The sequence below is a fragment of the Kitasatospora sp. NPDC056800 genome, assembly GCF_042789775.1.
GTDB lineage: Bacteria > Actinomycetota > Actinomycetes > Streptomycetales > Streptomycetaceae > Kitasatospora.
The window spans coordinates 1-21,112 of record NZ_JBHUAL010000014.1 but is presented as its reverse complement, the minus strand read 5'-3'; the positions used below and the strand labels follow the sequence as shown (position 1 = coordinate 21,112).

The 21,112-nt window shown below is 74.5% G+C and carries 16 protein-coding genes; 9 read left to right on the top strand and 7 right to left on the bottom strand.

The window, feature by feature from the left end; genetic code table 11:
- Positions 1–150 precede the first annotated feature (150 nt).
- The 6 genes from ACFRQN_RS05090 to ACFRQN_RS05065 all read left to right on the top strand — a co-directional run bounded on the left by ACFRQN_RS05090 (position 151) and on the right by ACFRQN_RS05065 (position 9,092).
- The gene (locus ACFRQN_RS05090) at positions 151–2,583 is read left to right on the top strand and encodes a SulP family inorganic anion transporter (protein WP_380738343.1); all 2,433 of its coding nucleotides are present in this window, start codon (positions 151–153) and stop codon (positions 2,581–2,583) included.
- A gap of 264 nt (positions 2,584–2,847) precedes the next feature.
- On the top strand, positions 2,848–4,818 hold the full coding sequence (acs, locus tag ACFRQN_RS05085) for an acetate--CoA ligase (RefSeq protein WP_380738341.1): 1,971 nt from the start codon (positions 2,848–2,850) through the stop codon (positions 4,816–4,818).
- A 430-nt stretch (positions 4,819–5,248) separates the two neighbouring features.
- Complete coding sequence (gene nhaA, locus ACFRQN_RS05080) at positions 5,249–6,655, top strand: Na+/H+ antiporter NhaA (RefSeq protein WP_380738339.1); 1,407 nt, start codon at positions 5,249–5,251, stop codon at positions 6,653–6,655.
- 249 nt (positions 6,656–6,904) lie between these two features.
- Positions 6,905–7,381 carry a phage holin family protein gene (locus ACFRQN_RS05075; protein WP_049652144.1) on the top strand — a complete coding sequence of 159 codons (477 nt, stop codon included), beginning with the start codon at positions 6,905–6,907 and terminating at the stop codon, positions 7,379–7,381.
- Positions 7,382–7,574: 193 nt separating this feature from the next.
- Positions 7,575–8,681 (top strand): alpha/beta fold hydrolase, encoded by a 1,107-nt coding sequence (locus ACFRQN_RS05070; RefSeq protein ID WP_380738337.1) that lies wholly within the window; start codon positions 7,575–7,577, stop codon positions 8,679–8,681.
- 210 nt (positions 8,682–8,891) lie between these two features.
- The gene (locus ACFRQN_RS05065) at positions 8,892–9,092 is read left to right on the top strand and encodes a hypothetical protein (protein ID WP_049652146.1); all 201 of its coding nucleotides are present in this window, start codon (positions 8,892–8,894) and stop codon (positions 9,090–9,092) included.
- Positions 9,093–9,195: 103 nt separating this feature from the next.
- Here the strand turns inward: ACFRQN_RS05065 and ACFRQN_RS05060 are convergent, their stop codons facing one another.
- From ACFRQN_RS05060 to nth, 4 genes are all read right to left on the bottom strand, one after another.
- Complete coding sequence (locus tag ACFRQN_RS05060) at positions 9,196–9,897, bottom strand: metal-dependent hydrolase (RefSeq protein WP_049652147.1); 702 nt, start codon at positions 9,895–9,897, stop codon at positions 9,196–9,198.
- A gap of 153 nt (positions 9,898–10,050) precedes the next feature.
- Positions 10,051–11,238 (bottom strand): MarP family serine protease, encoded by a 1,188-nt coding sequence (locus tag ACFRQN_RS05055; protein ID WP_049652148.1) that lies wholly within the window; start codon positions 11,236–11,238, stop codon positions 10,051–10,053.
- Positions 11,239–11,284: 46 nt separating this feature from the next.
- Positions 11,285–12,058, bottom strand: coding sequence for a CoA pyrophosphatase (locus tag ACFRQN_RS05050; RefSeq protein WP_049652149.1), 774 nt, complete (start codon positions 12,056–12,058; stop codon positions 11,285–11,287).
- On the bottom strand, positions 12,055–12,948 hold the full coding sequence (gene nth / locus ACFRQN_RS05045; protein ID WP_380738335.1) for an endonuclease III: 894 nt from the start codon (positions 12,946–12,948) through the stop codon (positions 12,055–12,057). The genes ACFRQN_RS05050 and nth overlap by 4 nt, the downstream gene beginning before the upstream one ends.
- 123 nt (positions 12,949–13,071) lie before the next feature.
- On the opposite strand from nth, the gene ACFRQN_RS05040 reads away from it, so the two are divergent.
- On the top strand, positions 13,072–13,704 hold the full coding sequence (locus ACFRQN_RS05040) for a DNA-binding response regulator (RefSeq protein ID WP_380738333.1): 633 nt from the start codon (positions 13,072–13,074) through the stop codon (positions 13,702–13,704).
- A gap of 202 nt (positions 13,705–13,906) precedes the next feature.
- A complete protein-coding gene (locus ACFRQN_RS05035) occupies positions 13,907–16,447 on the top strand; it encodes an ABC transporter permease (protein ID WP_380738331.1) in 2,541 nt (846 codons plus the stop codon).
- A 44-nt stretch (positions 16,448–16,491) separates the two neighbouring features.
- Here ACFRQN_RS05035 and ACFRQN_RS05030 read toward each other — a convergent pair whose 3' ends face one another.
- The 3 genes from ACFRQN_RS05030 to ACFRQN_RS05020 form a co-directional block, all read right to left on the bottom strand.
- Positions 16,492–17,604: a sensor histidine kinase gene (locus tag ACFRQN_RS05030; RefSeq protein WP_380738329.1), complete on the bottom strand. Its 1,113-nt coding sequence runs from the start codon at positions 17,602–17,604 to the stop codon at positions 16,492–16,494.
- Positions 17,605–17,870: 266 nt separating this feature from the next.
- Positions 17,871–18,371 carry a MarR family winged helix-turn-helix transcriptional regulator gene (locus tag ACFRQN_RS05025; RefSeq protein WP_049659810.1) on the bottom strand — a complete coding sequence of 167 codons (501 nt, stop codon included), beginning with the start codon at positions 18,369–18,371 and terminating at the stop codon, positions 17,871–17,873.
- A 51-nt stretch (positions 18,372–18,422) separates the two neighbouring features.
- The gene (locus tag ACFRQN_RS05020) at positions 18,423–20,063 is read right to left on the bottom strand and encodes an FUSC family protein (RefSeq protein WP_380738327.1); all 1,641 of its coding nucleotides are present in this window, start codon (positions 20,061–20,063) and stop codon (positions 18,423–18,425) included.
- A 309-nt stretch (positions 20,064–20,372) separates the two neighbouring features.
- On the opposite strand from ACFRQN_RS05020, the gene ACFRQN_RS05015 reads away from it, so the two are divergent.
- A complete protein-coding gene (locus ACFRQN_RS05015) occupies positions 20,373–21,047 on the top strand; it encodes a Crp/Fnr family transcriptional regulator (RefSeq protein WP_030288117.1) in 675 nt (224 codons plus the stop codon).
- Positions 21,048–21,112: the final 65 nt, after the last annotated feature.

The following is a 21,112-nucleotide window of genomic DNA, read 5'->3' as shown; positions in this document are numbered from 1 at the left end:
ACGCCGGCCGGTGACACCCGCACTCCCCCGCCGCGCCCACGCCATCCCGCCACACCGTCGCGCCCACGACAGCCGATCCGCCCCGGAGCCCCACCCCGGATTCACCGCCGGACCTGACTGCGTTCGCTCCCCCGGACAGACGGGAAGACAATGACCCTCGACATCTCCAGTGCCCCCATCGCCTCCGACACCACCGACCACGCGCCGCCGGGCGCGGGCCCCCGCATCCGGTGGGCCCAGGACCTCTCCGCGTCCCTCGTGGTCTTCCTGATCGCCGTGCCGTTCTCCCTCGGCATCGCGCTCGCCACCGGCGCCCCGCTCACCGCCGGCCTGGCCGCCGCGGCCGTGGGCGGCATCGTGGTCGGGCTGTTCGGCGGCACACCGCTCCAGGTCAGCGGCCCCTCGGCGGCGCTGACGGTGATCACCGCCGGACTGATCGCCCAGTACGGCTGGCGGGCCACCTGCGCCATCACCGTCGCCGCCGGACTGCTCCAACTCCTGCTCGGCGCACGCCGGGTGGCCCGAACCGCGCTCGCCGTCTCGCCCGCGATCGTGCACGGCATGCTGGCGGGGGTCGGGATCACCATCGCCATCGCGCAGTTGCACGTCGTCCTCGGCGGCTCGCCGCAGAGCTCCGCGCTCGCCGACATCCTGGCCCTTCCCGGCCAGTTGGCCGGCCCGCACCCACCCGCGCTACTGGCCGGCGCGGTGACCGTGGCCGTCCTGGTCGGCTGGCCCCGGCTCGGCCGACTGCCCGGCCGAGCGGGCGAGTTCGGCACCCGGCTGGCCAGGGTCCCCGGCCCGCTGGCCGGGGTCGCACTGGCCACCGCCCTCGTGTTCGCCCTGGACCTGCGGCTCGCCCACATCGAGCTGCCCGCCTGGCGGCCGCAGGCGCTCCTGCCCGCGCTGCCGCACGGCCCGGTCCTCGGGCTGCTCGCCGCCGTCCTCACCGTCACCGCCGTGGCCAGCGTGGAGTCGCTGCTGTCCGCCGTCGCGACCGACCGGATGTCCCGCCGCACCGGCGACCTCGACCGCGAACTGCGCGGGCAGGGCCTCGCCAACCTGGTGAGCGGACTGGTCGGCGGGCTGCCGGTCGCCGGGGGCGCGGTGCGCAGCACCGCCAACGTGCGGGCCGGCGGCCAGACCAGGTGGGCCTCGGTGCTGCACGGCGTCTGGGTGCTGGCCGCCGCGCTGGCGCTGACCGGCGGACTGCGCCGGATCCCCCTGGCCGCGCTCGCCGCGCTGGTGCTGGTGGTCGGGCTGCAGATGGTGAGCTTCGCGCACATCCGCAAGGTGCACCGGCACCGCGAGTTCCCGGTCTACCTGATCACCGTGCTCGGTGTGGTGGCCGTCGGCGTGCTGTGGGGCGTCGCGATCGGCGCCGGCACCGCCGTCCTGCTCGCCCTCTACCGGCTGACCCGCGCCCACGTGGACGTGGAGACCGGCCCCGGGGGCTCGGTCACCGTTCGGACGCACGGCCCGCTCACCTTCACCACCGTGCCCCGGCTCGGTCGGGCACTGGCCGGCATCCCGGCCGGGGCCGAGGTCACCGTGGTCCACGACGGCTCCTTCCTGGACCACGCCGCGTACGAGACGCTGCACACCTGGCGGGCCGGGCACCAGGAGGCGGGCGGCCTGGTCTCGATGGTGACGCGCCGCCAGGACGACGAGGTGCTCGACCCGGACGGCACCGTGCGTGCGGGCAGTTCACCGGGCCCGCACCGCTGCCGGGCCTGGACGCCCTGGGTCGGCCACCACTGCATCGAGCAGCAGGAGGACCCGCACGGCCGACTGCTGGACGGCGTCCGGGTGTTCCAGCTGCACACCGCCCCGCTGGTCCGGCCGGAACTCGCCCGGCTGGCGCGCGAGGGGCAGACGCCCTCCCAGCTCTTCCTGACCTGCGCGGACTCCCGGATGGTCACCAGCATGATCACCAACAGCGGTCCGGGGGACCTGTTCACCGTGCGGAACGTGGGCAACCTGGTGCCGGCCCCGCACGAACCCGGCGCGGCGGACGACTCGGTGGCCGCCGCGGTGCAGTACGCGGTCGAGGTGCTGGAGGTTCGCTCGATCACGGTCTGCGGCCACTCCGGCTGCGGAGCGATGCAGGCCCTGCTGGACGGCGTGCACGAGCGCCCCGGGCCGCCCACCCCGCTGACCCGCTGGCTGCGCAACGGCCGCGGCTCGCTGGACCGGCTCCGACGGGTCCCGGCGGAGTTCGCCGCCCGGCCCGCGGTGGACGTCGTGGAGCAGCTCTGCATCACCAACGTGGTCCAGCAGCTGGACCAGTTGCTGGCCAACCCGGCGGTGGAGCGCCGGGTCGAGGAGGGCACCCTGCGGCTGGTCGGGATGTACTTCGACCTCGCGACGGCCCAGGCCTACGTCCTCGACCGGGCCGCCGGGACGTTCAGCCCGGTCGAGGCCCGCACCGGGAAGGACGCGAACGGAATCGAACACCACACCGAGGCCCCCATCGGAACCGGCCCCGATGTCCGGCCGAACGCAGCATCGGCCGAACGGGTGAGGGAGGATGATCGGGTTCCGGTCGAGGGCGGCGAGGAGGGCCCCCGGCTGGCCGCCTGAGAGCCGGGTCCGTGTCCCCGCCGGGCGGGCCGGGGCACGGGCCCACCCACCCCCGAACGGCCGTCCGGTCCTCCGCGGCGGACCGGACGCGAGGCCGGCCGGTCGCCGGTCGGCCGCCGCCCGGCCGTCGGTCAAAGGTCTACACCAATTCACAGGAGCCTCTTGTCAACTGCCCCGTTCGCCTGGTGAGCTGTGCGCTGGGACACACGGGACAATCCCCACGCACGGGATCGCCCCCGATCATGACTCGATGAGGAGTGCGCGTTGAGCAACGAGAGCCTGGCCAACCTGCTCAAGGAGGAGCGGCGCTTCGCCCCTCCGGCAGAGCTCGCCGCCGCCGCCAACGTCACCGTGGCCGCGTACGCGCAGGCCTCCGAGGACCGTCTGGGCTTCTGGGCCGAGCAGGCCCGTCGCCTCACCTGGGCCGTCGAGCCGACCGAGACCCTCGACTGGTCCAACCCTCCCTTCGCCAAGTGGTTCGCCGACGGCAAGCTCAATGTCGCGTACAACTGCGTCGACCGCCACGTGGAGAACGGCCTGGGCGACCGGGTCGCCATCCACTTCGAGGGCGAGCCCGGCGACGGCCGTTCGATCACGTACGCCCAGCTCAAGGACGAGGTCTCGCAGGCCGCGAACGCGCTGCTGGAGCTCGGCGTCCGCAAGGGCGACCGGGTCGCCGTCTACCTGCCGATGATCGCCGAGGCGGTCGTCGCGATGCTCGCCTGCGCCCGGATCGGCGCCACCCACTCGGTGGTCTTCGGCGGCTTCTCCTCCGACGCCGTCGCCTCCCGCATCCAGGACGCCGAGGCCAAGCTCGTCATCACCGCCGACGGCGGCTACCGGCGCGGCAAACCCTCCGCCCTCAAGCCGGCCATCGACGAGGCGCTCACCAAGGTCGACGGCGTCGAGCACGTCCTGGTGGTCCGCCGCACCGGGCAGGACATCCCGTGGACCGAGGGCCGCGACGTCTGGTGGCACGAGATCACCGCGCGCCAGTCCACCGAGCACACCCCCGAGGCGCACGACGCCGAGCACCCGCTGTTCATCCTCTACACCTCGGGCACCACCGGTAAGCCCAAGGGCATCCTGCACACCTCGGGCGGCTACCTCACCCAGGCCAGCTACACCCACCACGCGGTCTTCGACCTCAAGCCGGAGACCGACGTCTACTGGTGCACCGCCGACATCGGCTGGGTCACCGGCCACTCGTACATCGTCTACGGGCCGCTCTCCAACGGCGCCACCCAGGTCATCTACGAGGGCACCCCGGACACCCCGCACCAGGGCCGGTTCTGGGAGATCGTCCAGAAGTACGGCGTGACCATCCTCTACACCGCGCCGACCGCGATCCGCACCTTCATGAAGTGGGGCGACGACATCCCCGCGAAGTTCGACCTGTCCTCGCTGCGGGTGCTGGGCAGCGTCGGCGAGCCGATCAACCCCGAGGCCTGGATCTGGTACCGGGAGCACATCGGCGGCGGCACGTGTCCGATCGTGGACACCTGGTGGCAGACCGAGACGGGCGCCATCATGATCAGCCCGCTGCCGGGCGTCACCGAGACCAAGCCGGGCTCGGCCCAGCGCGCCCTGCCGGGCATCGCGGCCACCGTGGTGGACGACAACGCCGCCGAGGTGCCGAACGGCTCCGGTGGCTACCTGGTGCTCACCGAGCCGTGGCCGTCCATGCTGCGCACCATCTGGGGCGACGACCAGCGCTACATCGACACCTACTGGTCGCGCTTCGAGGGCCGCTACTTCGCCGGTGACGGCGCCAAGAAGGACGAGGACGGGGACATCTGGCTGCTCGGCCGGGTGGACGACGTCATGCTCGTCTCGGGCCACAACATCTCGACCACCGAGGTCGAGTCGGCCCTGGTCGGCCACCCGTCCGTGGCCGAATCCGCCGTGGTCGGCGCGACCGACGCCACCACCGGCCAGGCCATCGTCGCCTTCGTGATCCTGCGCGGCGGTGCCACCGAGAGCCCCGAGCTGGTCGAGGAACTGCGGGCCCACGTCGGCCGCACGCTCGGCCCGATCGCCAAGCCGAAGCAGATCAAGGTGGTCGGCGAGCTGCCGAAGACCCGCTCCGGCAAGATCATGCGCCGCCTGCTGCGCGACATCGCCGAGGGCCGCGAGGTCGGTGACACCACCACCCTGGCCGACAGCACGGTGATGAGCCAGATCCAGGCCCAGCTGCCGTCCTCGGACAGCGGCAACGGCAACGGCAACGGCTGAGCCCACCGGGCCGGCGGCCGCTGACCCTCCGGGTCCGCGACGGCTGACCCACTGAGACAACCGCTGTGCCCCGGACGGTGATCACCGTCCGGGGCACAGCCGTTTCGTCAGCCGTACGACAACCGTCTCGTCGGCCGTCTCGCCGGTCGTTCCGCCGGTCGTTCCGTCAACCGCCGCTTCCGCACCCGTTCGGGTACAGAGCGGCCGTTCGGGTGCCGGGTCGCTGCTCCTCCGGAGTGCAGAACCGGCCCGTAGGGCTTAAGTCCTTGGATAGGACAATCCGGATGTCACCCAAACGTCCCGCTAGACTATTAAGGACGCATCAAGATCCCTGACGGGAGTCGCGGGCGTCACAGGGCGCGCCGGGAAGTCTGGTCGGCAACTGCACCACCCGTGCATCCGTTGCCGCTCCCAGCCCCAGGAGGTCCCCGTGACCGACCAGCCGCCCGTCCACGAGCCGACGAACCGCCGCCGGCAGTTCCTCGGCCGGCTGTCACTGCCCGAGCGCACCTTCATCACCGACGCCCTGCGCACCGAGACGGTCGGCGGCATGCTGCTGCTGGGCGCCGCCGTCATCGCGCTGATCTGGGCCAACGTCTGGCCGCAGGCCTACCAGAGCGTGCTCGACTACACCGTCGGCCCCTCCGCCCCGCTCCACCTCGACCTCTCCCTGGCCACCTGGGCCAAGGACGGCCTGCTGACGATCTTCTTCTTCGTCGCCGGGATCGAGCTCAAGCGCGAGTTCGTCGCGGGTGAGCTGCGCACGCCCAGTGCCGCGCTGCTGCCCGTGGTCGCCGCCGTCTGCGGGGTGGCGCTGCCCGCGATCCTCTTCGCCCTGGTGAACTCCGGCCCCGGCGGGCACCCCGGCGGCTGGGCGATCCCGACCGCCACCGACATCGCCTTCGCACTCGGCGTGCTGGCCGTGGTCGGCAGCCACCTGCCGTCCGCGCTGCGCGCCTTCCTGCTCACCCTGGCGGTCGTCGACGACCTGATCGCGATCCTGATCATCGCGATCTTCTACAGCCACGGCATCAAGTTCTGGGCGCTCGGCCTCGCCTTCGCCGGGCTGGTGCTGTTCTGGTTCCTGCACCGGCGCGGCGTCCACGGCTGGTACCTCTTCGTGCCGCTGGCCGTCGTGAACTGGGCGCTGATGCACGAGAGCGGCATCCACGCCACGGTGGCGGGCGTCGCGATGGGCCTGATGCTGCGCTGCCACCGGGAGGGCGACGAGCAGCACTCCCCCGGCGAGCACATCGAGCACCTGGTCCGCCCGTTCTCGGCCGGCCTGGCCGTCCCGGTGTTCGCCCTGTTCTCGGCCGGCGTGGCCGTCTCCGGTCCGAAGCTGCGCGAGGTGTTCACCCAGGCCGCACCGCTCGGCATCGTGATCGGCCTGCTGGTCGGCAAGTCCGTGGGCGTGCTGGGCGGCGCCTGGCTGACCGCCCGGTTCACCAGGGCCGAGCTGAACCCGCGGCTCAAGTGGGCCGACATGGTCGCGGTCTCGGTGCTCGCGGGCATAGGTTTCACCGTCTCGCTGCTGATCAGCGAACTGGCCTTCCCGGACGACCCGGCGCTCGCCGCCCGGGCCAAGACCGCCGTGCTGGTCGGCTCGGTGCTCGCCGCGGCGGTCGCCACGGTCCTGCTGAAGCTGCGCAACCGGCACTACCGCGAGCTGTGCGAGGAGGAGGACCGGGACCTGGACGGGGACGGTGTCCCGGACGTCTACCAGGAGGACGACCCGGCCTGGCGGGCACGGGTCGGCGAGGCGGCCCGCCCGACGACCGACGAGGGGCAGGACCCCTCCCCCGGCCCCCGGGACCGGCCCGGCCAGCCCGGCTGAGGCACCTGGGAGCCCCCTGGAGAACCCCTCCGGAAAAGCGCCCCGCAAACCCCTCCGGGAGGCCTCCGGAGCGCCCCGGCCGCCGGGACACGTCCCTCCGGCGGGGCCCCGGAGTGGTGTCCGACTGACCGGTAGGGGCATGATTCTGAGCTGTCGACAACCCACAGACGCCTCCGGACCCCCCACCGGCCCCCGGAACCGCACACCCGCGGCGGCGTCACGCCGTACAGCCGCAGAGGAGAACCGCTGATGCCCGCAGGAGCCGCAGACCCGTCCAGCAACGGCCGGGCGCCCTACGAGGGCGAGCGTTCGGTGGGGCAGCTGTTCGCGGCGGCCACCGCCGACCTGTCCGCGCTGGTCCACGACGAGATCGCGCTCGCCAAGTCCGAGATCCGGGCGGACGTCAAGCGCGGCGTCTCGGGCGGCGTCTCGCTGATCGTCGCCGGCGTGGTGGCGCTGTTCTCCATCCCGATGCTGAGCGCCGCGGCGGCCTTCGGCATCCACGCGCTGGGCCTGTCGCTGGGCTGGTCCTTCCTGATCGTGGCGGGCGCCTACCTGCTGCTCGCGGTACTGCTCGGGATGCTGGCCTGGCGCTCGTTCAAGAAGATCGAGAAGCCGGTGCGCACCATCGAGGGCGCCCAGAAGACCGCCGACGTGCTGAAGAACGCCCGGCCGCGCCCGGCCACCCAGGAGGAGATCGACCGGGCCTTCGGCCGCATCCCGTAAACCGGCGTCCCACAACCGGCACCCGGTAACCGGCGCCCCGTCACCGACCAGGCGCCGCCGGGGCTGCGGCAGGACGACGCCAGGGCAGCAGGGCAACGGCAGGGGGCGGACGGCGCCGCGTCGACGGGCGCCGGACCGGCCGACAACGAGTGCCGGGCACGTGTCCGACGCGCGGATGTGACACGCTCTCGGTATGCCGCTTGACCAGACGCCCGTGCCCGCGCAGCCGTCCGCCGACTCCGGCCCCGACTCCGGTCCTGACTCCGGCGCCGGGCTCACTCCCGAAGGCCCCGAAGGCCCCGGCGGCCCCGGCGCCGCCTCCGAGGACACCGGCCCCGAGGACACCGGCCCCGAGGACAACAGTCCGCTCTCCGCCGGGACCTCGGCGGAGAGCGGCGAGGCCTGGAACGTCCGGCAGCCCGGCCCGTGGACGCACCGCGACCTCGCGGCCAACGGCGCCCGCTTCCACATCGCCGAGCTGGGCTCCGGCCCGCTGGTGCTGCTGGTGCACGGCTGGCCCGAGTACTGGTGGGCCTGGCGCCACCAGCTGACCGCGCTCGCCGAGGCCGGCTACCGGGCGGTGGCGCTCGACCTGCGCGGCATAGGCGGCAGCGACCGCACCCCGCGGGGGTACGACCCGGGCAACCTCGCCCTGGACATCACCGGGGTGATCCGCTCGCTCGGCGAGCGCCGGGCGCACCTGGTCGGGCACGCCTCCGGCGGCACCCTGGCCTGGGTGGCGGCGGTGATGCGGCCGTCCGTCATCCAGAGCCTCACCGTGGTCTCCGCCGCGCACCCGCGGGACCTGCGCCGCGCGCTGCTGACCGACCGCCGGCAGTTCGCCGCCTTCGACCACGTGCTGGGCTTCCAGCGGCCGTGGATACCGGAACGCCGCCTGGTGGCCGACGACGCCGAGCTGGTCGGCCGCTACCTGACCTCCTGGACCGGTCCGAACGGCCTGGACGAGGGCGCGCTGCACGCGTACCGGCAGGCGATCCAGATCCCCAGCACCGCCCACTGCTCGATCGAGCCGTACCGCTGGCTGCTGCGCTCGATGGCCCGGCCGGACGGCATCCAGTTCGCCCGGCGGATGAAGAAGCCGATCACCGCGCCGACCCTGCACGTCCAGGGCGCCGCGGACCCGGTGCTGCTGTCGCACACCGCGCTCGGCGGCGGCGAGTACGTCGCGGCGCCGTACCGCTGGCGGCTGCTGCCGGGGGTCGGGCACTTCCCGCACGAGGAGGCGCCGGAGGAGTTCACCGCCGAGCTGCTGGACTGGATCGGCCGCCACAAGGAGTGACCCGGCACGGTCCCGGCCGGTACGGCCGTACGGAACCGGGGGCACGGTCGCACCGGCCAGGGGCACGGCCGTACGTGGGGTCCACGGGGCGGGCCATCGGCCCCAACTCCCCTATCTTTACGCTCATATGACAACCGCATAGGCCAATTTCGGCGAGGCCCGGGCGGTTACCTCCACCGGCCCAGGGGCATCCCTTCCGGTATGAGTTGGATGCCCGAAAGCGGCGGCGCCCCGCGCGGCCGACGTCACAACAGCCCCCAGCGCTCCGCCCACCGGCCCGACCGGGCGGACGACCTCGGTTTCGACGGCCCCGACGGCCGTCAGCGCACGGAGCGGCGGCAGCTCGGCATCCCCCGCATCCTCGGCCGGCGCGCCCGCTGGGTGGGCGCACGACTGCGGCGCGAGACCTGAGGCCTCGCGCCGCGTCCACCGTCGGCCGGTGCGCCGGGCGCCGGAAGCGCCCGGCGGGCCCGACAGGCCCGTTCAGTTCACCGTCGTCACAGACACCGTCGCCTCAGTTCACGATCGTCGGCGACAGCGCGGTGAACCAGAGCAGGACGAAGGTCGCCACCGACATGATCGGCACCAGCACCTTGGTCTCGACGCTGTTCCCGCTGCGCTTGATCAGCACGACCTCGTAGCGCTCCTTGTGCGGCCAGAGCAGCGGCGCGCCCTTCTTGGTCAGGCAGTCGCCGAGCAGGTGCGCCAGCGTGCCCAGGGCCACCGCGTACGGCAGCCAGCCGGGCGAGTTGGGCATCCAGGTGTTCATCCCGAAGGTGCCGAGCGCGGCCAGGCCGATGACGGTGATCCACGCCTCCGGGCCGTCGCCCGGCGGGCAGAGCCGCAGTGCCCGGATCGCGAGCGCCAGCAGGAAGAAGGTCAGCCCGAGGGTGAAGTAGCGCCCCAGGTAGGTGACCCCGGCCCAGGTGCCGGCGCCCATCAACGCGACGAACAGCAGCGAGTGGGTGGCGTGCCGGTGGCCGCCGGAGATCCAGGCCACGAAGCGGCAGAGCATCTTGGAGACCGGACCGAGGAAGTTGGCGATCGAGCCGTCGTGGTGGTCGAGGTCCGGCAGCAGGGCCGCGCCCGCGCACAGCACCGTGCCCATCAGTATGTCCGCGGGCTGCAGGGTGGTGTGCAGCAGCAGCGGGGGCAGGAAGGGGGCCGAGGCCGCGTACAGCATCGCCCCGCTCACCGCGTGCGAGTGACCCATCATCGGACTGCCACGACCTCCTGTCGGGCCCACCCCGGGACGGCGCCCGGTTGAGCCGAACGGGTGAGCGCGGCCGAGGCTACCAGTGCCGTCTGACGGAGCGACGGATATCGGCCGCTCCGGCCCGGCGCGACTCCCCGGGGTCCGGCCCCCCGGTCAGAGCGCGCAGCCCTGGGTGTCCACCCGGGCGGTCGCGGCGCCGCCCTGCACGGCGTCCTCGCGCACCTCGGCCGCGGTCAGCACGTAGCCGGTGTCCGCGCTGTCCAGGGACTTGGCGAAGACCACGCCGTACACCTCGCCGTCCGGGGTGAGCAGCGGTCCGCCGCTGTTGCCCTGCCGGACCAGCGAACGCACCGAGTAGACGTCGCGGACCACCTGGCCGCGGTGGTAGATGTCCGGGCCGTTGGCCTGGATCCGGCCGCGGATGCGGGCCGGCTGGACGTTGAAGGCGCCGTTCTCCGGGAAGCCGGCCACGATCGCGCTGTCGTTGGTCCTGGCCTCGCCCGCGAAGGCCAGCGGGGGCGCGTTCAACTTGGGCACGTCCAGGACGGCGATGTCGCGCTGCCAGTCGTAGCGGACCACCGTCGCGTCGTACAGCTGGCCGACGCCGCCGATCTGCACGGTCGGCTCGTTGACCCCGCCGACCACGTGGGCGTTGGTCATCACCCGGTGCGGGGCGAAGACGAAGCCGCTGCCCTCCAGGGTCTTGCCGCAGGAGGTCGCCGTGCCGACCACCTTGACCAGGCTCTGCCGGGCCCGCGCCACCGCCGGGCTGCCGGCCAGCGCGGGGTCGGGGCTGTCGACCTGGGTGATCGGCTCGTGCTCGAAGGGATTGAAGACCTGCGGGAAGCCGTTGCGGGCGAGCACCTTGGAGAAGTCCGAGAACCAGTTCGGCGCGTCGTCGGGCAGCGCGTTCTGCACCCCGCCGAGGACCGCCGAGGACCGGACCTGCTTGGAGACCGTCGGGAGCGACGCCCCGGCCAGCGCCGAACCGATCAGCCAGGCCACCAGCAGCATCGAGACGACGTTCACCACCGCGCCGCCGCTCGCGTCCAGCACCCGGGCCGGACGGCGCCCGATGTGCCCGCGCAGCTTCCAGCCGAAGTGCGCGGTGACCGCCTGGCCGATCGCGGCGAGGACGATCACCACCACCACGGCCACCACCGAGGCCGTCGTGCCGGGGCCGATGTGGTCGAGCAGCAGCAGCGGCAGCAGCTCGACGGCGAGCAGGCCGCCGCCGAGGAAGCCGACCAGTGAGAGCACGCCGACCACGAAGCCCTGCCGGTAGCCCGACACGGCGAATGCCACGGCCGCGGCGATCAGCAGCACATCCAGGACGTTCACTCGGACACCCTCCCACGGCCCGCGCGCCGGACGCGCCGGCGGCCCGTCACGAAGCGTCGGCGTCGCCGCCCGGCAGCACCCGGGAGTGTTCGAGGTCGCCCTGGACCAGGGCCAGCGCCTCGTCCGACAGGTCGACGACCTTGGACGGGTCCCAGGGCAGCTCCAGGCCGCTGTGGTGCAGCACCCGGTCGATCACCCCGGCGGTGAAGCCCCAGACCAGCCGCCCGGCGACCGCGAAGGCGGGCCCGACGTGCCCGGACGGATGGCGCAGCCGCACCCGGTTCTCCGGGTCCGCCAGCTCCGCGACGGTGACCCGGAACACCGCGCCGGTCTCCGCCGCGTCCACCGGGCGCACCGGCGACTCCTCGCGCCACCAGCCGAGCACCGGGGTCACCACGAAGCTGCTCACCGGGATGTACAGCCGGGGCAGCTCCGCGAACACCTGCACCCCGGCCGGGTCCAGGCCGGTCTCCTCCCAGGCCTCGCGCAGCGCCGCCGCGATCGGGCCCGGGCCGTTCGGGTCGCCGTCCTCCGGATCCAGCGCGCCGCCCGGGAAGGACGGCTGCCCGGCGTGCGAGCGCAGCGAGCGGGCCCGCTCGATCAGCAGCAGGTCCGGGCCCTGCGGCCCCTCGCCGAACAGCATCAGCACGGCCGCCGGACGGCCGCCCTCGGCCGGCGGCAGGAACCGGCTCAGCTGCTCCGGCATCACCCGCTCGGCCGCCTCCCGGACCGGCTCCAGCCAGGCCGGCAGCCCGTCCAGCTCGATGCCCCGCGCGACTCCCCCGGCCTCCGGCCCGGGGTGCCCGCACCGCCCGCTCACGCGTCCACCGCCAGGTCCGCGACCTGTCCGTGGTGGACGGCGGCGTCCACACGGGCGGCCGCCTCCCCGGGGAAGTCGGCCGGCGGCCGCAGCCGCTGCCCGGGCTGGCCGCCCATCTCGTACTTCAACAGCTTGCGTGCCTTCTCCGGGTCGGTCTCCCCCTCGCCGTACGAGGGGCAGAGCGGCGCGATCGGGCAGGCGCCGCAGGCGGGCTTCTGGGAGTGGCAGATCCGGCGGCCGTGGAAGACCACCCGGTGCGAGAGCATCGTCCACTCCGACTTCGGGAAGATCTCGGCGACGGCCGCCTCGACCTTCACCGGGTCGTCCTCGGTGGTCCAGGCGAACCGGCGGGCCAGCCGCCCGAAGTGGGTGTCCACGGTGATGCCGGGGACCCCGAAGGCGTTGCCGAGGACGACGTTGGCGGTCTTGCGGCCGACGCCGGGCAGGGTCACCAGGTCGGCCAGCCGACCGGGGACCTCGCCGCCGAACTCGTCGCGCAGCGCTATCGACAGGCCGATGAGCGACTTCGCCTTGTTCCGGAAGAAACCGGTCGGGCGGATGACCTCCTCCAGCTCCTCCGGGTTCGCCGCCGCCATGTCCTCCGGCGTCGGGTACTTCGCGAACAGCGCCGGGGTGGTCTGGTTCACCCGGAGGTCGGTGGTCTGCGCCGACAGCACGGTGGCCACCAGCAGTTGGAAGGGGTTCTCGAAGTCCAGCTCCGGGTGCGCGTACGGGTACAGCTCCGCCAGCTCGCGGTTGATCCGCCGGGCCCGCCGCACCATCGCCAGGTGCGATTCCGGCTTCCTCGGCTTCACCGCCGCCGTCTTCACCGCCGCCGTCCCCGCCACCGGCTTCTTCGCCGCGGCCTTCCGGACCTTGCTCTCTGCCATGCACGAAGGCTACGCCGACCGGAGGACCGCTCGGGGCCGATCAAGCACGGAAACCCGCCCTGGCAAGGCCTGTTGTCTAATGAACTCCGCCCGTGGCCGTCACCTGACAGGGGGAGTGTGCGGATGATCAGGGTCCTGCTGGCAGAGGACATGAGCATGGTGCGCGGCGCGCTGATGGCCCTCCTCGCGTACGAGGAGGACCTGGAGGTCGTCGCCGACGTGGAGCGCGGGGACCAGGTGGTGCCGACCGCCCTGGAGGTGCGCCCGGACGTCGCGGTGCTCGACATCGACCTGCCCGGACTGGACGGGCTGCGGGCGGCCGCCGAACTGCACGAGAAGCTCCCCGGCTGCCGGACGCTGGTCCTCACCGGACTGGTGCGACCCGCCCACCTGCGCGCCGCGCTCTCCGCCCGTGCGCTCGGGTTCCTCGGGAAGGACGCCCCGGCCCGGGAGCTGGCCGCGGCGATCCGCAAGGTGGCCGCCGGTGAGCGCGTCGTCGACCCGGAGCTGGCGCTGGCCGCCCTGGACACCCGGGAGAACCCGCTGACGCCCCGGGAGTCGGAGGTCCTGCGGCTCGCGGCGCTGGGGGACTCCGTCAGCGAGATCGCCGCCCGGCTGTTCGTCTCGACGGGCACCGCGCGCAACCACCTGGCCGCCGCGGTGGCCAAGACCGGGGGCCGCGGCCGGGTCGACGCGATCCGGATCGCCGAGGAGATGGGCTGGCTGCCGGCGGTGGGTCCGGATCGTTCCCGGTGATCCGCCGACCCGGAGGCGCCGGGGCACCGGATCCACGGGTCGACGGGTCGACGGCCCGTGCGTTTCCCATGGATCCGGCCGTGGACGGCCCACGGCGCGGCTCACCGAGGCCTTCCTTCGTCGACGAAGGGAATTCCGTCCGAAGCGCCCGGAGCTAGGCTCGCGATGTCATCGAGGGCGTACCGGCGGGGGGCTGAGCCACGTGTTGAAACTGGCCTGGCGGACGGTACGGGCCCGGAAGGCGGGCTTCGCCGGCGCCTTCACCGCGCTCCTCTGCGCCCTGGTCCTGACCACCGCCTGCGGGGTCCTGCTGGAGTCCGGCCTGCGCGCGGGCACCCCGACCGAACGGTACGCCGCGGCCCCCCTCGTGATCGGCCACGGCCATCGCATCCCGGACGCCGGACCGCTGACCGGCGCACTCGCCGAACTGCCCGGCGTCTCGGCCGCCCTCCCCGAGGTCTCCTTCCCGGCGGCCGTGGCCACCGCCGACGGGCGGGTCCTGTCCGGACCGCAGGGCGGCCCCTCGCTCGGGCACTCCTGGACGAGCGCCGCCCTCGCCCCGTTCCGGCTGGCCTCCGGCCGCGCCCCGGCCGGGCCGGACGAGGTGGTCCTCGACACCGCGACGGCCGCCCGCGCCGGGGTCACGCCCGGCGGCACCGTACGGCTGGCCACCACCGGGGCGCCGCGCGACTACACCGTGTCCGGACTGGCCACGCCGCCAAGGGAGTTGTCCCGCCAGAGCGCGCTCTTCTTCAGCCCCGGGCAGGCAGCCCGGCTCGCCGGGACGACGACCGGCGCGGACGCGATCGGCATCACCGTCACGGAGGGGACCGACCTGCGGGCGCTGGCCGGGCAGGCCCGGCGGGCGCTCGCCGAGGCGCGGGCCCGCGACGGCGAGGCGGACTGGTCCGGGCCCCGGGTGCACACCGGCGACGAGCGCGGCGAGCTGGAGCTCACCGGCACGTCCGGGCCCGGGGACGCCCTCTCCTCGCTCGCCGGGACGATGGGCGTCCTGTCGCTGCTCGTCTCGACCTTCGTGGTGGCCGGGGCGCTCGCGCTCTCCGTCCAGCAGCGGCTGCGCGAGATGGCCCTGCTGCGGGCGGTCGGCGCCACCACCGGGCAGGTGCGGCGGATGATCGCGCTGGAGACGCTGCTGCTGACCCTCGCGGCCGCGGTCGTCGGCCTCCCGGCCGGGACCGGCCTCGCCGCACTGCTGCGGGGCGTACTGGTCGACCGCGGGGTGGTCGGCCCGGACGTGCCACTGCACATCGGGCCGACCGCCCCACTGGTCGTCCTCGGCGGCACCGTCGTCACCGCCCAGCTGGCCGTCCGGGCCGCCGCGCGCCGGGCCTCCCGGGTCGAACCCACCCGGGCGCTGCGCGACGCCTCGGCGCCGCCGCCGCGGATCGGCCGGCTCCGTGCCGGCCTCGGGCTGGCGACGCTCGCCGTCTGCGGCGTGGTGCTGGCCCACTCGACGGGCGGCCGCGACGGGGCCGGTACGGCCGAGGGCATGGTGGTGCCGCTGCTGCTCGGGGTGGCCCTGCTCGGGCCGCTGATCGGCCGGGTCGCCGGTGTGGTGATCGGCGGGCCGGTGGGCCTGCTCTTCCCGGTCGCCGGGTTCCTCGCCTCCGCCTCCCTGCGGGCCCAGCCCCGCCGCTTCGCGGCCGCCGTCACCCCGCTGGTGCTGGCGGTGGCCTTCAACGGCAGCATGCTGCTCGTCCCGGTCGTCAAGGCGCAGGCCGGCGCCGCCGAGGAGGGCCGGCGGCTGCTGGCCGACCACGTGGCCCAGGCGAGGGGCATCGGACTGCCGACGGAATTCACGGAAGCCGTCCGCGGGTTGCCCGGCGTCGCGGCGGCCGGCGGCCTGGTCCCCGGCTTCGTCATGGTGTCCTCGGGCTCCGCGGCGGACGGCGGCGGCATCGCCGGGGCGGACGCCCGGATCGTGGACCCGCAGGGGCTGGAACAGCTGCTCGACCCCGGGGTGACGGCCGGCTCGCTGGACCGGCTGCACGGCGAGAGCATCGCCCTGGGGCAGCGGACGGCCTCCCGCCTCAAGGTCGGCGTCGGCGCCCCGGTCCGGATCCGCTGGGATGACGGCAGCGACAGCACCGCCACGGTGGCGGCCGTCTACGAGCGCGAGGACCGCTTCGCCGACGCGTTGCTGCCCACCGGATTCGCCGCCGCCCACCTGCCGGACCTGCTCGCGGCGACCGTACTGGTCCGCACGGCCCCCGGCGCCGACCCCGGGCAGGTGACCCGGGAACTCCAGGGGCTCACCCCGGCCTACCCGATGGCCCGGATCAGCGACCGGGCCGACTACGACGCGGCACGCCGGCACCAGCAGGAGGCGGCCACCGCGGTGGCCCGGCTGCTGCTCGGCGTCATCAGCCTGTTCACCGCCATCTCCGTCGTCAACACCATGGTGATGGCCACGTCCGAACGGCTGCGCGAGTTCGCGCTGCTGCGGATGGTGGGGACCACGCGCCGCCAGGTGCTGCGGATGATGGCCTGGGAGGGCGGGATCACGGTCGCCGTGGCGCTCCTCCTCGGTGCGGCGGTCGCCGCCGCCGTCCTGGTCCCGGTCGGCCTGGCGCTCGGCGGCCCGGCCTGGCCCGCGCCGCCCGGGAGTTGGGTGGCCGCGGTGCTGGGCGGGGCGGCGCTGCTGGGGGCGGGCACCGTCCTGCTGACCACCTGGCTGGCACTGCGGCGGGAGCCGACCGAGGCGATGGGGATGCGCGAATAGCCGGGCCGCGTGGACCCGTCGGCCGTACCGGGCAGGCGAACCGCTCAGGCGGCGCGGGCGGCCGACCGGGCGGGCGCGGCCTCGACGACGGCCGCGAGGTGGAACCAGCCCGCTCCGTCCCGCTCGGCGGTCAGCCGGCCGCCGACCGACCGCAGCCGCTCGGTGAGGTTCCCGATGCCGCGCCCGCCGCCGGGTTCGTCCGGACCCTCGCCCAACTCGCCTGGCACGTCGCCGGTTTCGTCCGGAACGCCGTCGTTGGAGACCACCAGGCGCACCGTGCCGAGGTCGTCCCGGCCCGCCCGGATCCCGCAGCGCCGGGCCGCGCTGTGCCGGAGCAGGTTGGTGACCGCCTCGCGCAGCACGGTGGCCAGCACCGCGTCGAGTTCGGGCCGCAGCCCCTCGCAGTCCAGGTCGGCCTCGACCTCGATCCCGGCCGCCCGCAGCGCCGCGACCGCCGAACGCGCCTCCCGCGCCAGGGACATCCGGACGTCGCCGCTGGAGAGCCGGCGGGTGTCCGCCATCGCCTGCCGCACCAGCGCCAGCACCTCGGCGAGCTCCGCGCGGGCCCGCTCCGGGTGCTCCGCGGCCAGCCGCTCGACGAGCTGGCACTTCAGCGCCGCCACCGAGAGGCTGGAGCCGAGCAGGTCGTGCAGGTCGCGCGCGAAGCGCAGCCGCTCCCGGTCCACCGCGAGCTCGGCCAGCTCGGTCCGGGCCGCCCGCAACTCGGCGATCAGGTCGGCGAGTCGGGCCACCCCGTACACCACGATGCCGCCCACGACGATGGACACCGACGCGTTGACGCACTGGCCGGTGCTCCCGCCCAGCGCCGCGCAGAGCGGGTACTGGGCGACCACCAGCGCGGCGGCCAGCGCCCAGGAGCGCGGCGCCGCGACGGTCAGCAGCACCGATCCGGCGAACGAACCGGGGATGCCGACCCACGTCCCGTCGAGGAGCAGGAAGGGCAGGTAGGTGAGCACCCCGTGGGCGACCAGGCTCCACGGCCACCAGTGCCGCGCCAGGCGCCACGGGCCGGCGTGCCCGATCTGGAAGCCGGGCAGGACCAACAGGAGGGCGACGGCGGGCAGTTGGTAGGCCAGACCGTCGTGGTTGCGGACCGTGGCCACCGCCGAGGCGGCACAGAAGCCGACGGCGGTCATGACCACGATGCCCCGGGTGAGCCGCGTGAGGGGGTCGGCCGAGCCGCCCGGGCGCTTCGGCCGGAGACGATCGCCGCCGGTTCGGTCCGCGCTGTGGCCCAAGGGGAGCTCCCGGTAGACGACTCGACACGCCGCACGCGACGTACGGAGCCCGCTTCGTACCCGACGCGCCCCCGTACACCGCACCGCGAGCATACGTTCCCACCGGAGCAGCGCCGTTGACGCCTCGTCGGAGTCCGTCGAGCCGGCAGCCGGGGCCCGTCGGCTCAGCCCGGGGTGCGGCCGATCGTCCCCTCCAGGCTGTTCAGCAGGCCGCTGAGGGCCTCGGCGAGCCGGTCCTGCTCGGCGGGGGTGAGGCCGGCCAGCAGGGCGCGGTCGTGGGCGACCAGCTCCTGGATCAGCCCGTCCACCAGGGTGCGGCCCTGCTCGGTGAGCGCGAGGTGGGCGACCCGGCGGTCCCGGTCGTCGGTGCGGCGGCTGACCAGGCCTCGCTCCTCCAGCAGCCGCAGCCGCTTGGTGACGGCCGCGCCGGAGGCGAAGCTCTCCCGGGCGAGCTGGGTGGGGGTCAGCTCGCGGTCGAGGCGGAGCAGGGCGCCGAGGATGTCGAACTCGGCGCGGGTGAGGCCGGCCCGGGTGAGCGGGTCGGGGGTCTGCTGGAGCAGGGCGGCGCAGCGGTTGATCCGGCCGAGGACGGCGATCGGACCGGTGTCCAGCCCCGGGTAGGCCCGCTCCCACTGGCGCAGCACACCTGCGACGACGTCCTCCACGCGTGCTGCTCCCGTTCTGCGGCCTGCCGGTCGGCTTCGACCCTGTCGATCCTAGGCCGTGTCCGGCTGGTCCCCGCGGCCCCGGCGTTGCAGCAGGGCGGCCAGCAGGTGGTGGGACCGCTGCTCGGTGGCGGCGGCGCGCTGGTGCGGGAGGGCGGGGCGGCGCCACTCGCCGGCGGCGGTGTCGGTGGCCTCGCGCAGTTCCAGCAGCGCGGCGGCGAGGCCGGTGCGGGCAGCGCGCGCTTCCGGGGCGCTCGCGGCGGAGACGGTGGAGACGGCGGCCATGGCCCGGTGGCCGGCGGCCTCGGCTCCGGCCAGGGCGTGGGTCAGCCGGGTGGCGGTGCGGCGGTTGGTGACCAGCAGGCAGGCCGCGAGGCCGGTGAGCGCGCCGACGCAGGTGTCCAGCCAGCGGTCGGCGACCAGCGTCCCGGCCGGCTGCGGGCCCGCGAACTCCGTCATCAGCAGCGCCATCGGGGTCACGAAGACCGTCGCCAGCCAGTAGCTGCGGGCGATCGTCGCCTCGGCCCCGAACTGGCAGAGCAGCCCGAGCCCGATCAGCGCCACCGGGCCCGAGTGGGCGACGGGCAGCGCGGCGGTGAACAGCAGCAGGCCGAGCAGGTTGCCCAGCACCCGCTGCAGCGCGCGCTGCCAGGACAGTGTGCTGTTGGCCTGGAACACCGAGGCGGCGGTGACCACCGCCCAGTACGGCCGGCCGACGCCGAGCGCCAGCGAGAGCCACCCGGCGGCGGCGCAGCCGACCGCGACCCGCAGCGCGATCGGCAGCAGCGCCGAACCCGGTCGCAGCGCCCGCCGCAGCGGTGGCCGGGGGCCGGGCCGGCGGGCGGCCGCGGCCTCCGTCTCCGCCGCCTCCGCCTCGGTGAGGTCGGGCGACGGCAGCGGGCGGCCGCGCCGGAGCTCGCGGGCCCGGTCGAGGTACCACCCGGCGTCCTCGGGCCGGGCCGGTCCAACGAGCGCGGCCTCCGCGCGGACCAGCAGCCGCTCGGGCGCGTCGCCGAGGGCGCGCCGCCGGGCCGGGGCGGAGAGCGCGAGGCTCTGCCGGGCCGCCTCGACCGCGCCGACCAGGGCGGTACGGGCGGCGGCGTCCGGCCGGCCGGGATCGCTCCGCAGCAGCCGGGCCGCGGCCTCCAGGGCGCGGGCGGTGGCGATCCGCTCGGGCCCGTACGGGCGCACCAGGGCCGGGGCCATGCAGACCAGCCAGGCCAGTGCGGCGCCGAGCGCGGTGAGCGCCAGGTGCGGCGGGACCTCGCCGAGCCGCTGCGGGACGAAGGCGCAGCTGGAGGAGGTGAAGGTGATGATCAGACTGCCGGGCGGGCCGACCCGGGCGGCGTCGCAGAGCAGCTTGTGCAGGGCGGCGAGCACCGCCGCGACCGCGACCAGGACGGCGGCGTCGCGGGTCAGCGCGGCGGCGGTGAGGGCGGCACCGGTGCTGAGCACGGTCCCGAGCAACACGCCGACCATCATCCGGGCCCGGGCCCGGTACGGCAGGCCGTGCCCGTACAGCGCGCCCAGGCCGCCGGCCGAGGTGTAGAGGGCGAGGTCGAGCCGGCCGAGGCCGAGCAGGGTGAGGTTGAGCGCGCCGAGGGTGACCACGGCGCTGAGCGCGGGCTTGTGCCAGCCGTCCCCGGCCGGACCGACCCGAAGTGCCTGGCGGAACTGGGCGGTGGTGACCATGCAAAAAGATTAACAGGTAATTTATCCGTGAAGCATATGTCCGCGGTGCCGCGCACCGGACACCCGCACGGTGAGGGCGATTCCCTGTTCGAGTCAGACGGACAAGAGTTCGACCGACAGCCGCCGGAGGCCTCCCGTTCCCGGGCCCGACCCGTGGTCCGCCGGTACGAATGGCCCCGCACCGCACACCCCGACACACCCCCTCCTCATATGATCGGAGCGACATGCGCCATGCTTGGTGATGCAGAACACTGAACGGAACTTGCGCCGGACGGCCCACCCGCCGTACGGCCGAGAAGGAGGAAGCACGTGGACGACGTTCTGCGGCGCGCCGCACTCTTCGCGGCACTCGACGACGAACAGGCCGGCGAGCTGCGCGCTTCCATGACCGAGGTCACCCTCGCCCGTGGGGAGTCGCTGTTCCACGAGGGCGACCCCGGCGACCGGCTGTACGTCGTGGCGGAGGGCAAGGTCAAGCTGCACCGCGCCTCCCCGGACGGCCGCGAGAACATGCTCGCCGTGCTCGGCCCCAGCGAGATGATCGGCGAGCTGTCGCTGTTCGACCCGGGCCCGCGCACCGCGACCGCCAGCGCGCTGACCGAGGTCAAGCTGCTGGGCCTCGGCCACGGCGACCTCCAGCCCTGGCTGCACGCCCGCCCCGAGGTCTCCATCGCGCTGCTGCGGGCCATCGCCCGCCGCCTGCGCCGCACCAACGACGTGATGTCCGACCTGGTCTTCTCCGACGTGCCCGGCCGCGTCGCCAAGGCCCTGCTGGACCTCTCCCGCCGGTTCGGCGTGCAGTCCGAGGAGGGCATCCACGTCGCCCACGACCTCACCCAGGAGGAGCTGGCCCAGCTGGTCGGCGCCTCCCGCGAGACGGTCAACAAGGCGCTCGCCGACTTCGCCGGCCGCGGCTGGCTGAAGCTGGAGGCCCGCGCGGTGGTCCTGCTGGACGTCGAGCGGCTGTCGCGCCGCTCGCGCTGACACCAGCGAACCCGCGAACGCGGAAGGGCCCGTCCCATCCGGGCGGGGCCGTCCGCGGCCACCGG